Origin of the sequence: Exiguobacterium sp. s193 (genome assembly GCF_018618755.1) — a bacterium.
Classification (GTDB): Bacteria; Bacillota; Bacilli; order Exiguobacteriales; family Exiguobacteriaceae; genus Exiguobacterium_A.
On sequence record NZ_JACSMR010000001.1, the window covers coordinates 502,933 to 515,596 of the forward strand.

The following is a 12,664-nucleotide window of genomic DNA, read 5'->3' on the forward strand; positions in this document are numbered from 1 at the left end:
TGACTCCTCCATCGACGGGATTATTTCTTTAATACGATGGATTTACCTGTCATTTCTGACGGCTGATCTGCGCCAAGTAGATCAAGTAATGTTGGTGCCAAGTCCGCTAACGCGCCAGTTAATGGTTCAAGCAATTCGACGTCTTCGACTGTCACGATACATGGGACCGGTTCTGTCGTATGGGCCGTCATCTTGCTACCGTCAGCGTTCAACACTTTGTCGGCATTACCATGGTCAGCAGTCACGATTGCTGCGCCACCTTTGCTGATGATCAAGTCAACGACTTTACCGAGACATTCATCAACTGCTTCGATTGCCTTAATTGTCGGTTCGAGCATACCCGAGTGACCGACCATGTCCGGGTTCGCGAAGTTCAGGATGATGGCATCATGTTTGTCGGAATTGATCGCTTCAACAAGCGCATCCGTTACTTCATAAATGCTCATCTCTGGTTGTAAGTCGTATGTTGCGACTTTTGGCGACGGGATTAAGATACGATCTTCGCCTTCATACGGTTCTTCACGTTGTCCGTTGAAGAAGAACGTGACGTGTGGATACTTTTCAGTTTCCGCGATCCGTAATTGTTTTAAGCCTTGCTTCGAGAGCGTTTCTCCAAGCGTGTTTTTAATGTCTTCTGGCGGGAAAACGATATCCGTATCAATTGCATCCGAGTACTTCGTCATGGAGACGAGCAGCAGGTTCTTCGGTGCATTGTCCGGAAGTTCGAATCCTGTGAATCCAGCTTTCTCTTTGTAGACCTTCGAGAGTTGAATCGCACGGTCTGGGCGATAGTTAAAGAACATGATCGCATCGTTGTCGTGGATCGGTGCGACTGGCGTACCGTCTTCCTGCACGACGACGGTTGGTTCGATGAACTCGTCCGTAACGTCCTTCTTGTATGATTCTTCGACCATTCCGATCGGGTCTTTTGTAGTTGGACCTTCACCAAATGTGATTGCATCATAAACTTTCTTGACGCGCTCCCAGCGGTTGTCGCGGTCCATTGCATAATAACGCCCAGAGATACTCGCGAATTGACCAACGTGAAGTTCGTCCATTTTCGCTTGTACGTCACGGAGGAAACCAGCACCTGATTGTGGATCACAATCGCGGCCGTCCGTGAAGGCATGCAAGTATACTTTTTCGATTTCGTGAAGTTTTGCGAATTCAAGGACAGCATACAAATGGTTGATGTGACTGTGGATTCCACCGTCAGATACTAACCCAAAGATATGGAGTGCTGAATCATGTTTCTTCACGTGACCTGCCGCATCGTTCATTGCTTGACGCGAGAAGAACGAGCGATCTTTGACGGCATTGTTGATTCGGGATAGCGATTGATAGACGACGCGACCTGCCCCGATGTTAAGGTGACCCACTTCTGAGTTCCCCATCTGACCTTCAGGCAAACCAACGTATTCCCCTTTCGCATTCAACAACGTATGCGGATATTTATTCCAGAAACGGTCGAAGTTCGGTTTATTTGCTGCTGTCACAGCATTCCCGAATGCTTCATCACGCATACCGAAACCATCAAGGATGATAAGTGCGACTGGACGTTTTTTCATTTAAATCGCCTCCAACAGTTTGAGGAACGATCCTGTCTCAAGACTTGCTCCACCAACGAGTGCTCCGTCGATGTCAGGTTGAGCCATATATTCTTTGACGTTCTCTGGCTTGACGCTGCCGCCGTACTGGATACGAACTGCTTCTGCAGCTTCTGTACCGAATTCAGCAGCGATGACGTCGCGAACGAATTTACAAGAATCTTGTGCATCTTGTTCTGTCGCTGATTTACCAGTTCCGATTGCCCAGACAGGCTCATATGCGACGACAAGATTTTTCACTTGGTCGACAGTCAAGCCTTTAAGGCTGTTTGTCGTTTGTTCACGGATGACGTCTTCGAACTTGCCGCCTTCGCGCTCTTCAAGTGTTTCACCTACACAAACGATTGGAACGAGACCGTGCTCGAACGCTTTTTTCGCTTTGCTGTTGATGAATGCATCTGTTTCACCAAAGTACTCACGACGTTCAGAGTGACCGAGGATGACGTATGTGACGTCAAGCTCTTTCAGCATGACAGGACTGATTTCGCCTGTGAATGCGCCACTTTCTTGATCGTACATGTTTTGAGCACCGATTTTAAGATCAGTTCCAGCTGCTGCTTCCGTTAAATGAGCAAGAAATACAGCTGGTGCACAGACAGCAGCATCGACAGTCGATGAAGCTGGTACTTTGCCTTTTACTTCTTCTGCGAATGCGACTGCATCCTTCAGAGTTAGATTCATCTTCCAGTTACCTGCGATGATTGGTTTACGCATTGAGAAACACTCCCTTGTGAACTATTGGATTACTTGTCGTTAAGCGCTTCGACACCAGGAAGGGCTTTACCTTCCATGAACTCGAGGCTCGCTCCGCCACCAGTCGAGATATGGCTCATCTTGTCTGCAAGACCGAATTTCTCAGCTGCTGCAGCAGAATCCCCACCACCGATGATTGAGTATGCGTCGCTGTCTGCAAGTGCTTGAGCGACACCTTTCGTTCCGTTTGCGTATTTATCAAGTTCGAATACGCCCATCGGTCCGTTCCAGACGACGAGTTTCGAGTTTTTGATTGCTTCCGCATACAGTTCGACCGTTTTTGGTCCGATATCAAGTGACATGTGATCCGCTGGGATACTGTCGATATCGCGTGGTCCGACATATGTTTCTTCGCCGAATTCCTTCGTGATGACGCAGTCGACCGGCATTAAGAACTTAACGCCTTTCTCTTCTGCTTTCTTCATGAATTCTTTCGCTTGGTCGATTTTGTCGACTTCAAGAAGTGACGTACCGACTTCATAACCTTGAGCTTTGAGGAATGTATAAGATAATCCTCCACCGATGATCAACGTATCGACGATATCAAGCAAGTGATCGATGACACCGATTTTGTCGGCGACTTTCGATCCTCCGATGATTGCCGTGAACGGACGATCTGGATTCGAGATCGCTTTCCCGAGAACTTGAAGTTCTTTTTCAATCAACAAACCTGCTACAGCAGTATCGACATGGTGCGCGATTCCTTCTGTAGAAGCATGTGCACGGTGAGCTGCACCAAATGCATCGTTGACGAAGATGTCTGCAAGTTTTGCAAATCCTTCTGCGAGTTCAGCATCATTTTTTGTTTCTCCAGGGTAGAAACGAACGTTTTCAAGAACGAGAACGTCTCCTGCTTCGAGCTTGCTGACCGCTTCTTCAGCGACCGGGCCGTATGCTTCTTCAACGAGCTTGATGTCTTTACCAAGCAATTCGCTGAGGCGTGCTACGACAGGTGCAAGTGAGAATTCAGGATTTTTTTCGCCTTTAGGACGTCCCATGTGGCTAGCGAGAATGACTTTCGCGCCGCCATCCATCAAATGCTTGATTGTTGGAAGTGCTGCACGAATCCGTGTATCGTCCGTAATTTTACCGTCTTCTAGTGGTACGTTGAAGTCGACACGTGTAAACACGCGTTTTCCTTGTACATCGATGTCGCGAATTGATTTCTTATTCATACATTCGTCCTCCGTCTCATACGTATAGTGAGGGGCTAAAACGCCCCTCCAGACTTTTTTTCGCAATAAGAGCGGAGACTGGTAGTTTCCGCTCTTATTCAATTGCTATTTAATTGCTCGAATTACTTAGCGATTTCTGCGAAGTGTTTGAGTGTACGAACGAGTTGGCTAGTGTAAGACATTTCGTTGTCATACCAAGCAACTGTTTTAACGAGTTGTTTGTCACCGACAGTAACAACTTTAGTTTGTGTTGCATCGAAGAGTGATCCGTAAGAGATACCAACGATGTCAGAAGAAACGATTTCGTCTTCAGTGTAACCGTAAGACTCGTTCGCTGCTGCTTTCATAGCTGCGTTAACTTCTTCAACTGTAACTTTTTTCTCAAGAACTGTTGTGAGCTCAGTGAGTGAACCTGTAGCGACTGGTACACGTTGTGCAGATCCGTCAAGTTTACCTTGAAGTTCTGGAAGAACGAGACCGATTGCTTTAGCAGCACCAGTTGAGTTAGGAACGATGTTAGCAGCTGCTGCGCGTGCACGACGGAAGTCACCTTTAGGGTGTGGAGCGTCGAGTGTGTTTTGGTCGCCAGTGTAAGCGTGGATTGTTGTCATGAGACCTTCAACGATTCCGTACTGATCTTGAAGTACTTTCGCCATTGGAGCGAGACAGTTCGTAGTACATGAAGCACCAGAGATAACTGTTTCAGTACCGTCAAGAATTTCGTGGTTCGTGTTGTAAACGACAGTTTTCATGTCGCCAGTTGCAGGTGCTGAGATAACAACTTTTTTAGCTCCAGCTTTCAAGTGAAGTTCAGCTTTTTCTTTGTCTGTGAAGAAACCAGTACATTCGAGAACGATGTCAACACCGAGCTCGCCCCATGGAAGTTCTTCTGGGTTGCGGTTAGCAAGTGTTTTGATTTCTTTACCGTTTACGAGGAAGTATCCGTCGTGTACTTCAACTTCTCCGTCGAAACGACCTTGAGTCGTATCATATTTTAAAAGGTGTGCAAGCATTTTAGTGTCTGTGAGGTCGTTGATTGCGACTACTTCGATTCCTTCGAATTGAAGAATTTGACGAAGAGCCAAACGTCCGATACGTCCAAATCCGTTAATACCAACTTTTACTACTGCCATGATAATTTTCCTCCTTTTAGTGTAAAGCGAGTTATCTATTATTCAAAAGGGGGCTACCCTTTCAAAATCGTTGTTGCTGCTCCTTCATCCGTAATCAAGATGATGTTTGGAGACTGTTTGACGTAGGCATTGATCGCTTCTGCTTTCGAATGACCTCCGGCGACGACAATGACATGCTCGACCTGTTTCAAGTCGTCGAGTTGAAGCCCGACCGTCTTGACACGGTGAACGATGTTTCCGTCCCGGTCAAAATAATATCCGAATGCTTCTGCGACAGCTTGCTCGTCTTCGAGCTGTTCCAAAAGAGCTGTCGAAGCACGACGGCGTTTTGCCATCGTTTTTGCCTCACCAATTCCATGTACCACGATTGAAGCATCTTTAATCATCTGTAACACATTTTTAATGCTCGGCTCCTCGACCATCTTGACGAATGTCTCGGTGCTGACCATGTCTGGGATGTGAAGCAGATGATAGTCACTTTGGGCACGTGAAGCCATGCGTGAGCAGACTGTGTTCGCTTGGAGTTCAAGCGTTTCACCAAGACCACCCCGTGCCGGTACGAAAGTCATCGGACGATTTTCTTTATCGGGCGACATCATCGCCGCGACAGATGCCATCGTCGTCCCACCTGTAACTGCAATCGTATTGTGGTCCGTTGACAATTCACGTTTTAAACGAGCAACTGTCGCCCGTCCCATATCGCGTTGTACCCAGAACGTCTGATCCGAATCACCCGGTACGATGACAACGTCTCGGACACCGAGTTTCTCTTTTAAGGCTTTTGCCATATCGGAGATACCGGCGAGTTCCGCCATCACACTGTGCATGCTTCGTAACACCGTCCGCCCTTCATCCGTCAAGGACATGCCTTGCGTCGCAACTTCTAATAAGTCTTGTTCTTTTAAGAAGTCGACCTCCCGGCGTAGAACGCGTTCCGTCAAGCCAAGGCTCGTCGCAAGTGTTCGTCGTCCAATCGGTTGCATCAGGCGTACATAGTGAAGAATGTCGTAACGTGTCTGCATTTCTTCAATCAGATCAGGCACGATTCGCTTTTGGATCTGTACTAACTGCCGAATCATGTGACTCCCGCTCCTCTCAAGTTGCTGGACACTTTACGTCCCGCGTGTCGTTTCTTGTCCCACTTGGTACATTGCTATCATAACAGCACACTTGACTTGTTTCAAGCCTCGTCCATCATCTTTTTTCAAGTAAGCGGTTTCTTACCGTTTCTGTCTCCAATTTGCCATAACTCCAGACCGCTTCTTGGTGCACGAGGACTGGTATTTCATAGAGGTACTTCAGACTGAGCGCCGCATCTTCTTCAATGTTGATCTCTTCAAATGTCCACTCGGGAAATTCGTCTAATACAAAATCGAGCAAGATGGCGGCTTCCTCACATAGTGTACAACCCGGACGTGAATAGAGTGTTAAGTGCATGTTTTCTTTTGATTGCATCATGAATTCGCCTTTCGTCTCTCGAAGTCAGCTTGGGTCAAACCGAGGGCTGCCCGATATTTTGCGACCGTCCGTCGGGCGACCGTAATCTGCTCCATCGCCAGACGGTCGGTCAATTGTTGATCGCTCATCGGAACAGGCGACGCTTCAAGAAGCTGTGCGATCCGGACCTTAATCAAAAAGCTTGATGTACCGGTCAATGTCTTCGACACGAAAAAGTCTTCTAGCTGCATCGTTCCCTGCATCGTCTTGACCGTCTTGTTCGCAACTGCACGGCCAATCGTCGACGGATGGTACCCGGTCACTGCCGCCACCTCTTTTTTAGTCAGCGGCGCGAGCTCGAGTCGTCCTTTGAACCAGTGGTGTTGCCGTTCAATGATGACGTCCAGAATTGCCCGCAGTGTCGACCGTCTTCGTTCGTACGCACTCAAGAACGGTTTTGCCGCCTCTAAGTTCGTCCAACTTCGGTCAATGTCTAAGTCAGACCAATCGATCGTCAATTCCCCGTCACTGTACCGAACCTCTGCTTCCGGAATCGCTACGACGGTCGCCTCCTGAAAAATCGGTGCTTTCGGTAACCGTTTGAGCGCAGCCTTGACTCGTTTTCGATCAGCTTCCGAAGCGATCCGAAGCAATACGTTGTTTAAAACAACACCCGCATTCAGCTCTGTCGCGGCATCAATCAACAGGTCATCCTCTTGTTCTAGTGCGTGCAACAAGCGACATTCACTTGCCGACCGCGCCGCAATTCCTGTCGGTTCACACCGTTGCAGGACAAGCCGTGCTTGTTTGACCGTCTCGACGTCACTCGCTAACAAGTCTGCAAGCCTCGTGTCCGTCGTTCGTAGTAATCCATCCGTATCTAAGTACGTCATGAGTTGTTCCGCCATATATCTTATTTCCTCTCTGGGCGATTCTAAACGTATTTGTTGAAGCAGCTCCGCTTCAAACGACGCGATACGGTCAGCGATTCGACCAAAATCAAGATTAATTGTTTTTCCGCCATCATTCTTAAAGGCGGTCGTCCGACGTACGATCCGGTACAGATGTTCTTCGAGCTCGGTTACGGATTCCTCGAGAATCGCCAGCTGAAATAAATGAGATGTTGATAATGTCAGTCGTTGTGTTTGTTCCTGTCGCTGTTCCATCGTCGGTCCTCCTTTCATCCATTTATTCTCCAACCCTTCTATATAGTATAGAGGAAAAAAATCATTCAACCGATGATAAAGCTACCATCGTGCTTCGTTCCCTCGGAAAAAAACTGCTAAATTTAACAAACGAGTATTGCTTTCCTGAAAAAATGTCGGTATACTATTAATTGTTCAGTAAATACATGCACCCGTAGCTCAGGGGATAGAGCACTGGTTTCCGGTACCAGGTGTCGGGAGTTCAAATCTCTCCGGGTGTACCATATTTGAATCTACAGGCAATGCCGTTCGCGGTGTTGCCTTTTTTCTATATTGATATGTTTAAGTCAATGCCATTCAGGAAAAATATATAAAAGCCGCATCGTATCTTTTGACCAATATTGACCAAAGGATTATGATAGGAATAAGTCGAATATGAGCTACATACCAATCATAAGGAGGCAAAGACTATGTTAATTCCAACAGTCATCGAACAAACCAACCGCGGGGAACGTGCTTACGACATCTATTCACGTTTGCTCAAGGATCGTATCATTCTTCTCGGGAGCGCGATTGACGATAACGTCGCCAACTCAGTCGTTGCCCAGTTGCTCTTCTTAGCAGCAGAGGATCCAGATAAAGAAATTTCGCTCTACATCAACAGCCCAGGTGGATCAATCACAGCTGGTATGGCGATTTACGATACGATGAACTTCATCAAACCACAAGTTTCAACAATTTGTATCGGAATGGCCGCTTCAATGGGTGCGTTCCTCTTACAAGCTGGTGCAAAAGGAAAACGTTTTGCACTTCCGAACGCTGAGATCATGATTCACCAACCGCTCGGTGGCACACAAGGACAAGCATCGGACATTAAAATCCACGCAGAACGTATCATCAAAATGCGTGAACACTTAAACAAAATCATGGCAGAGAACACAGGACAACCGCTTGAAGTCATCGAACGCGATACAGAGCGTGACAACTTCATGTCTGCTCAAGCAGCAGCTGACTACGGTCTCATCGACCGCGTCATGGAACGTGCTTAATCTGTTAACTCGACCGACCGTTGATGTTTTTACATCATCGGTCGTTTTTTTGTTGTCTTCAAAAAAAATCCTCTCCACGCCGGGCATGAACTTCATTGAATCATGAAAGTTCGTCCCGAACCGGAAAAGGATCGTTTGTGTTAGTCGATGAGATCTGTAATGTCAGACACGATGTCGTGGTTTTCACGAATCAATGTGTAAATCCCGTTCGCATGTGGTGATAATTCTTCTTCTGCTTGCAATTGTTTAAGGAAAAGTGATGTTGCAAATGTAACGAGTGTACTTTTTGGCACACCGATTGATTTTGCTTTTTTCGTCAAGACTTCATCAAATTTCGCATCAACTGTCAGCGAAATACGTTTTTTTTCGTTAGCCATTTCAAAAACTCCTTAATTCGAACATTTAGTTGCATCGACTATATATTATAGTAGACTATGGTTCATCTCGCAAGTTTCCCCTTTAGAGCGCACCTGTCAACGACTCACCATTCCGTAGTTTATCCGCGATTTGATCAATTTTCCGCAATCGGTGATTGATCCCTGATTTTGAGATGGAGCCACTTTCGACCATTTCACCGAGTTCTTGCAGGGTCACGTCTTGATGGGTCACACGTAAAATCGCGATTTCACGTAATTTGTCCGGTAAGACGTCGAGTCCGACCGTCCGTTCAAGAAACTTGATGTTCTCGACTTGGCGGAGCGCTGCCCCGACCGTCTTATTGAGATTCGCTGTCTCACAGTTGACGAGCCGGTTAACCGAATTTCGCATATCTTTTAAAATTCGCACGTCTTCAAACCGAAGCATCGAATAGGTCGCCCCAATCAGCTTAAGGAAATCAGAAATCTTTTCGCTTTCCTTGATGTAGAGGATATGACCTTTCTTCCGTTCGATTGCTTTTGCATTTAAATCGAACTGGTTCGTCAGACTCCGGAGTGCTGCATTGTGCTCCTCATAGAGGCTGAAGATCTCGAGATGATACGACGAGGTCGCTGGATTATTCAGTGAGCCTCCCGCTAAAAAGGCTCCCCGTAAATAAGCACGCGCCCGCCGTTCATCATGCAAAATCGAATCGCTGATGGAACGAATCATCGTGAAGCCTTCGCCGAGGATTCCTAAATCTTGCAGAATCTTATCGGCTTGTTGTTTCACACGGACGATGTAGACGTTATTTTTTTTGAGCCGCATTTTCTTTCGGACGAGCAAGTCGAGGTGTACCGCGTAAGCCCGTTTCAGCAACGAATAGATCCGTCGCGCAATCGATGCATTCTCTGTTGAAATATCAAGTGTCAGACCACGACCAAGTCCAAACGAAATCGCACCGTTCATCCGGGCGAGTGCCGCAAGTTCGGCTTTCATCTCGTGATCAGTCATCGCAATCTGCGTTAACTCTTTTTTGACTTCTGAAGCAAAACTCATGTCAGTTCCTCCTTTCCTTCATATTGACGGACCCGACGAATCGATAACACTTTCCGCATGACAAGGCTTGCGACGGCATCCGAATCGTGCCGAATGAAGTGATGATTGTAATCGACGATATCATCCGCGAGCACTTCGATTCCTGCTTTGACGAAACTTTCATCGTCATAGGTGACGATATCGGCATGATCTTTTTGGTATTTCCGCAAGTAACTCGCGTCGATCGATTCGTTATTGACGATGATCGTATCGACGACACCTTGACCAAGAAAACGTTCAAGCGCAGTCAAGTGATCATTCGCCGTAAAGGCGGTCGTCTCACCGGGTTGTGTCATGACGTTACAAATATAGACGACTGGTGCCAACGACTGTTTGATCGCTTCGCGAATTTCATCAATCAAAACGTTCGGAATGATGCTCGTGTAGAGGCTACCTGGTCCGAGGACGATGACATCGGCCTCTAAGATAGCTTGAATCGCTTCCGGAACCGGGCGGACGTCTTCTTCTTCTAAATAAATCCGCTCGATGACTTTGCCGACTTTCGGAATCAACGACTCGCCTTTAACGACCGTCCCGTCCTCAAACTCTGCGCATAAGGTGATTGTCCGTTCTGTTGCCGGATAGACCTTCCCTTCCGCATTCAACAGTTGTCCCATGACACCAATCGCTTCGACGAATGAACCGTTACAGAGCTGCGTTGCTGCCGTCAGCATTAAGTTTCCGAGCGAATGCCCATGTAAACCTTCCCCTGTCTCAAATCGATACTGCATGATCCGGTCCATCAACGTCTCTGATTTCGATAACGAGACGATGACGTTTCGAATATCACCGGGTGGCAACATATTGAACTCAGTCCGTAAACGTCCCGAGCTGCCACCATCGTCAGCAACTGTGACGATGGCTGTGATGTCGAGTGGATAATGCTTGAGACCACGCAAGAGAGTCGACAGGCCCGTCCCGCCGCCAATCGCGACGACTTTCCGTTCCCATTTCATTACTTTTCCTCCTTCGCGTGGACGTAATCCCGATGATTCGTCACGATATGATACTGATTCGCAAATTCCTTACTGATCGCTTCCGCAAAGGTGATCGAGCGGTGTTTCCCGCCGGTACAACCTAACGCGACGACAAGTTGGGATTTCCCTTCCCGTTCGTACTGGGGAATCAAGAATTCGAGTAAATCAACGAGTTTCTTATAGAACAATTTCGCTTCCGGCCACTGCATGACGTAGGACGAGACTTCTAAATCAAGCCCAGTTTTCGGCCGGAGCTCCGGGATATAAAACGGGTTCGGCAAGAAACGAAGGTCAAAGACTAGGTCGGCATCAAGGGGTAACCCATGTTTGAAGCCGAACGACATGACGTTGACGGTAAACGGCGGGCGTTCGCCTTCCGTGAATTCTTTCAATAAACGTTCCTTGAGCGCAAGCGGTTTGATGTCGCTCGTATCGATCAACATTTGTGCCTTATCGCGGAATCCTTCGAGCAACGTCCGTTCGCGCTCGATACCAATCAGTGGTGACGCGGTCGGTGCAAGGGGATGCGAACGCCGTGACTCTTTATAACGGCGCACGAGGACATCGTTGCGTGCGTCTAAGTACAACATTCGAATCTGTAAGTTGGTTTTCTTTAAATCTTCGTAAACGACAAAGAAACTATCGATAAAATCACGCGCCCGGGTATCGATCGCGACGGCAATCTTCGGACGGACCTGCCCGATGACTTCAATTAATTGGGGGAGTAATGTCGGCGGTAAATTGTCGACACAAAAATACCCTAAGTCCTCGAAGCTATTCATAGCAACGGTTTTTCCTGCCCCACTCATTCCCGTGATGATGACCAGTTGCGGTTGATTCTCTTCCATCTCTTCGCCCTCCAGACAACAGTTCCGTGTGTATTTTTCATTCCAAATTCAGTATATCATAAAAAAAGAGCCAGCTTGATGGAAGGAGCCTCCACCAAAGCTGGTTCATGTCTTACACGTGTGATGATTCTTGTAATTCTTCGAGTAATGCTTCGATATAATGCTGTGCATTTTGAGCAGCAATCGAGCCATCATTCGTTGCTGTCACGACTTGACGGAGCGTTTTCTCACGGACATCTCCAGCTGCGAAGATTCCTTTGATGTTTGACTCCATCCCTTCATTCGTCACGACATAACCTTGGTCATTCAAGATACCAAGATCTTGGACGTATCCAGTAATCGGGTTCATCCCGATATAGATGAAGACACCATCGATCGGATGTGTCGTCACATCTGCCGTTTTCGTATTGATTAAATCAATCGAACCGACTTTTCCATCTTGTTCGTTAATTTGTTTAACGGTATGGTTCCAGATGAAATCGATTTTTGGGTTGTCGAACGCACGTTTTTGAAGAATTTTTTGTGCACGTAATTCTTCACGACGGTGGACGATTGTGACTTTCTTCGCGAAACGTGTCAAGTAGACACCTTCCTCGACTGCCGAGTCACCGCCACCGATGACGAACAATTCTTTTTCTTTGAAGAATGCCCCGTCACAAACCGCACAGTACGAAACACCACGACCGCCAAGCTCTTCTTCGCCAGGTACGCCGATTTTTTTATATTGTGCGCCAGATGCGATGATGATCGCCCGGGCGTGATAATCCTTATTGTGTGCATGGACCGTTTTAAAAGCACGTCCGTCTTCGATACTACGTACGTCGCCGTATGCATATTCTGCACCGAATGCTTTTGAGTGGTCGAACATTTTTTGCGAGAGATCGGGTCCGAGGATGCTATCGTATCCTGGATAATTCTCGATATCTTCCGTGTTCGCCATCTGACCGCCTGGAATACCACGTTCGATCATGAGTGTCGAAAGGTTCGCACGTGATGCGTACAGTGCTGCTGTCATTCCAGCAGGACCTGCACCGATGATAATGACATCATAAATTTTTTCAGCAGTTTCTGTCATGTTTCCACCC

General features: G+C 47.3%; 12 protein-coding genes, 1 tRNA gene and 1 pseudogene. 2 read left to right on the top strand and 12 right to left on the bottom strand.

Features of this window, described 5'->3' with window-relative positions:
- Window positions 1–20 precede the first annotated feature (20 nt).
- From gpmI to KNQ04_RS02470, 7 genes are all read right to left on the bottom strand, one after another.
- Window positions 21–1,568, bottom strand: coding sequence for a 2,3-bisphosphoglycerate-independent phosphoglycerate mutase (gpmI, locus tag KNQ04_RS02440; protein ID WP_214847034.1), 1,548 nt, complete (start codon window positions 1,566–1,568; stop codon window positions 21–23).
- The gene (gene tpiA, locus KNQ04_RS02445) at window positions 1,569–2,321 is read right to left on the bottom strand and encodes a triose-phosphate isomerase (RefSeq protein WP_214847035.1); all 753 of its coding nucleotides are present in this window, start codon (window positions 2,319–2,321) and stop codon (window positions 1,569–1,571) included.
- A 29-nt stretch (window positions 2,322–2,350) separates the two neighbouring features.
- Window positions 2,351–3,535: a phosphoglycerate kinase gene (locus KNQ04_RS02450; protein WP_214847036.1), complete on the bottom strand. Its 1,185-nt coding sequence runs from the start codon at window positions 3,533–3,535 to the stop codon at window positions 2,351–2,353.
- A gap of 122 nt (window positions 3,536–3,657) precedes the next feature.
- Window positions 3,658–4,668, bottom strand: a complete 1,011-nt coding sequence (gap, locus tag KNQ04_RS02455; protein ID WP_088837744.1) for a type I glyceraldehyde-3-phosphate dehydrogenase — start codon at window positions 4,666–4,668, stop codon at window positions 3,658–3,660.
- A 53-nt stretch (window positions 4,669–4,721) separates the two neighbouring features.
- The gene (locus KNQ04_RS02460; RefSeq protein WP_214847392.1) at window positions 4,722–5,744 is read right to left on the bottom strand and encodes a sugar-binding transcriptional regulator; all 1,023 of its coding nucleotides are present in this window, start codon (window positions 5,742–5,744) and stop codon (window positions 4,722–4,724) included.
- Window positions 5,745–5,862: 118 nt separating this feature from the next.
- On the bottom strand, window positions 5,863–6,123 hold the full coding sequence (locus KNQ04_RS02465) for a glutaredoxin family protein (protein ID WP_251136819.1): 261 nt from the start codon (window positions 6,121–6,123) through the stop codon (window positions 5,863–5,865).
- The gene (locus KNQ04_RS02470) at window positions 6,123–7,271 is read right to left on the bottom strand and encodes an RNA polymerase factor sigma-54 (protein ID WP_214847038.1); all 1,149 of its coding nucleotides are present in this window, start codon (window positions 7,269–7,271) and stop codon (window positions 6,123–6,125) included. The genes KNQ04_RS02465 and KNQ04_RS02470 overlap by 1 nt, the downstream gene beginning before the upstream one ends.
- Before the next feature lie 187 nt (window positions 7,272–7,458).
- Between KNQ04_RS02470 and KNQ04_RS02475 the strand changes: the two genes are divergently transcribed.
- Both KNQ04_RS02475 and clpP read left to right on the top strand, forming a co-directional pair.
- Window positions 7,459–7,534 (top strand) — tRNA-Arg (locus tag KNQ04_RS02475).
- A gap of 177 nt (window positions 7,535–7,711) precedes the next feature.
- Window positions 7,712–8,299, top strand: a pseudogene (clpP, locus tag KNQ04_RS02480) (ATP-dependent Clp endopeptidase proteolytic subunit ClpP); the annotation flags it as partial.
- A 140-nt stretch (window positions 8,300–8,439) separates the two neighbouring features.
- On the opposite strand, the gene KNQ04_RS02485 reads toward clpP, so the two are convergent.
- The 5 genes from KNQ04_RS02485 to trxB all read right to left on the bottom strand — a co-directional run bounded on the left by KNQ04_RS02485 (window position 8,440) and on the right by trxB (window position 12,654).
- Window positions 8,440–8,676 carry a hypothetical protein gene (locus tag KNQ04_RS02485; protein ID WP_029331360.1) on the bottom strand — a complete coding sequence of 79 codons (237 nt, stop codon included), beginning with the start codon at window positions 8,674–8,676 and terminating at the stop codon, window positions 8,440–8,442.
- A gap of 82 nt (window positions 8,677–8,758) precedes the next feature.
- Window positions 8,759–9,715 carry a DNA-binding protein WhiA gene (gene whiA, locus KNQ04_RS02490; protein WP_214847040.1) on the bottom strand — a complete coding sequence of 319 codons (957 nt, stop codon included), beginning with the start codon at window positions 9,713–9,715 and terminating at the stop codon, window positions 8,759–8,761.
- The gene (locus KNQ04_RS02495; RefSeq protein ID WP_214847042.1) at window positions 9,712–10,710 is read right to left on the bottom strand and encodes a gluconeogenesis factor YvcK family protein; all 999 of its coding nucleotides are present in this window, start codon (window positions 10,708–10,710) and stop codon (window positions 9,712–9,714) included. Before KNQ04_RS02495 ends, whiA begins: the two co-directional genes overlap by 4 nt.
- Window positions 10,710–11,579: an RNase adapter RapZ gene (rapZ, locus tag KNQ04_RS02500; RefSeq protein ID WP_214847044.1), complete on the bottom strand. Its 870-nt coding sequence runs from the start codon at window positions 11,577–11,579 to the stop codon at window positions 10,710–10,712. The genes KNQ04_RS02495 and rapZ overlap by 1 nt, the downstream gene beginning before the upstream one ends.
- 112 nt (window positions 11,580–11,691) lie before the next feature.
- Window positions 11,692–12,654, bottom strand: a complete 963-nt coding sequence (gene trxB, locus KNQ04_RS02505) for a thioredoxin-disulfide reductase (protein ID WP_214847046.1) — start codon at window positions 12,652–12,654, stop codon at window positions 11,692–11,694.
- Window positions 12,655–12,664: the final 10 nt, after the last annotated feature.

What these genes read in the sequence shown, in the direction of transcription:
- gpmI (WP_214847034.1), bottom strand. Translation starts at nt 1,568, where the DNA reads ATGAAAAAACGTCCAGTCGCACTTATCATCCTTGATGGTTTCGGTATG.
- tpiA (WP_214847035.1), bottom strand. Translation starts at nt 2,321, where the DNA reads ATGCGTAAACCAATCATCGCAGGTAACTGGAAGATGAATCTAACTCTG.
- KNQ04_RS02450 (WP_214847036.1), bottom strand. Translation starts at nt 3,535, where the DNA reads ATGAATAAGAAATCAATTCGCGACATCGATGTACAAGGAAAACGCGTG.
- gap (WP_088837744.1), bottom strand. Translation starts at nt 4,668, where the DNA reads ATGGCAGTAGTAAAAGTTGGTATTAACGGATTTGGACGTATCGGACGT.
- KNQ04_RS02465 (WP_251136819.1), bottom strand. Translation starts at nt 6,123, where the DNA reads ATGCAATCAAAAGAAAACATGCACTTAACACTCTATTCACGTCCGGGT.
- KNQ04_RS02470 (WP_214847038.1), bottom strand. Translation starts at nt 7,271, where the DNA reads ATGGAACAGCGACAGGAACAAACACAACGACTGACATTATCAACATCT.
- KNQ04_RS02485 (WP_029331360.1), bottom strand. Translation starts at nt 8,676, where the DNA reads ATGGCTAACGAAAAAAAACGTATTTCGCTGACAGTTGATGCGAAATTT.
- whiA (WP_214847040.1), bottom strand. Translation starts at nt 9,715, where the DNA reads ATGAGTTTTGCTTCAGAAGTCAAAAAAGAGTTAACGCAGATTGCGATG.
- KNQ04_RS02495 (WP_214847042.1), bottom strand. Translation starts at nt 10,710, where the DNA reads ATGAAATGGGAACGGAAAGTCGTCGCGATTGGCGGCGGGACGGGCCTG.
- rapZ (WP_214847044.1), bottom strand. Translation starts at nt 11,579, where the DNA reads ATGGAAGAGAATCAACCGCAACTGGTCATCATCACGGGAATGAGTGGG.
- trxB (WP_214847046.1), bottom strand. Translation starts at nt 12,654, where the DNA reads ATGACAGAAACTGCTGAAAAAATTTATGATGTCATTATCATCGGTGCA.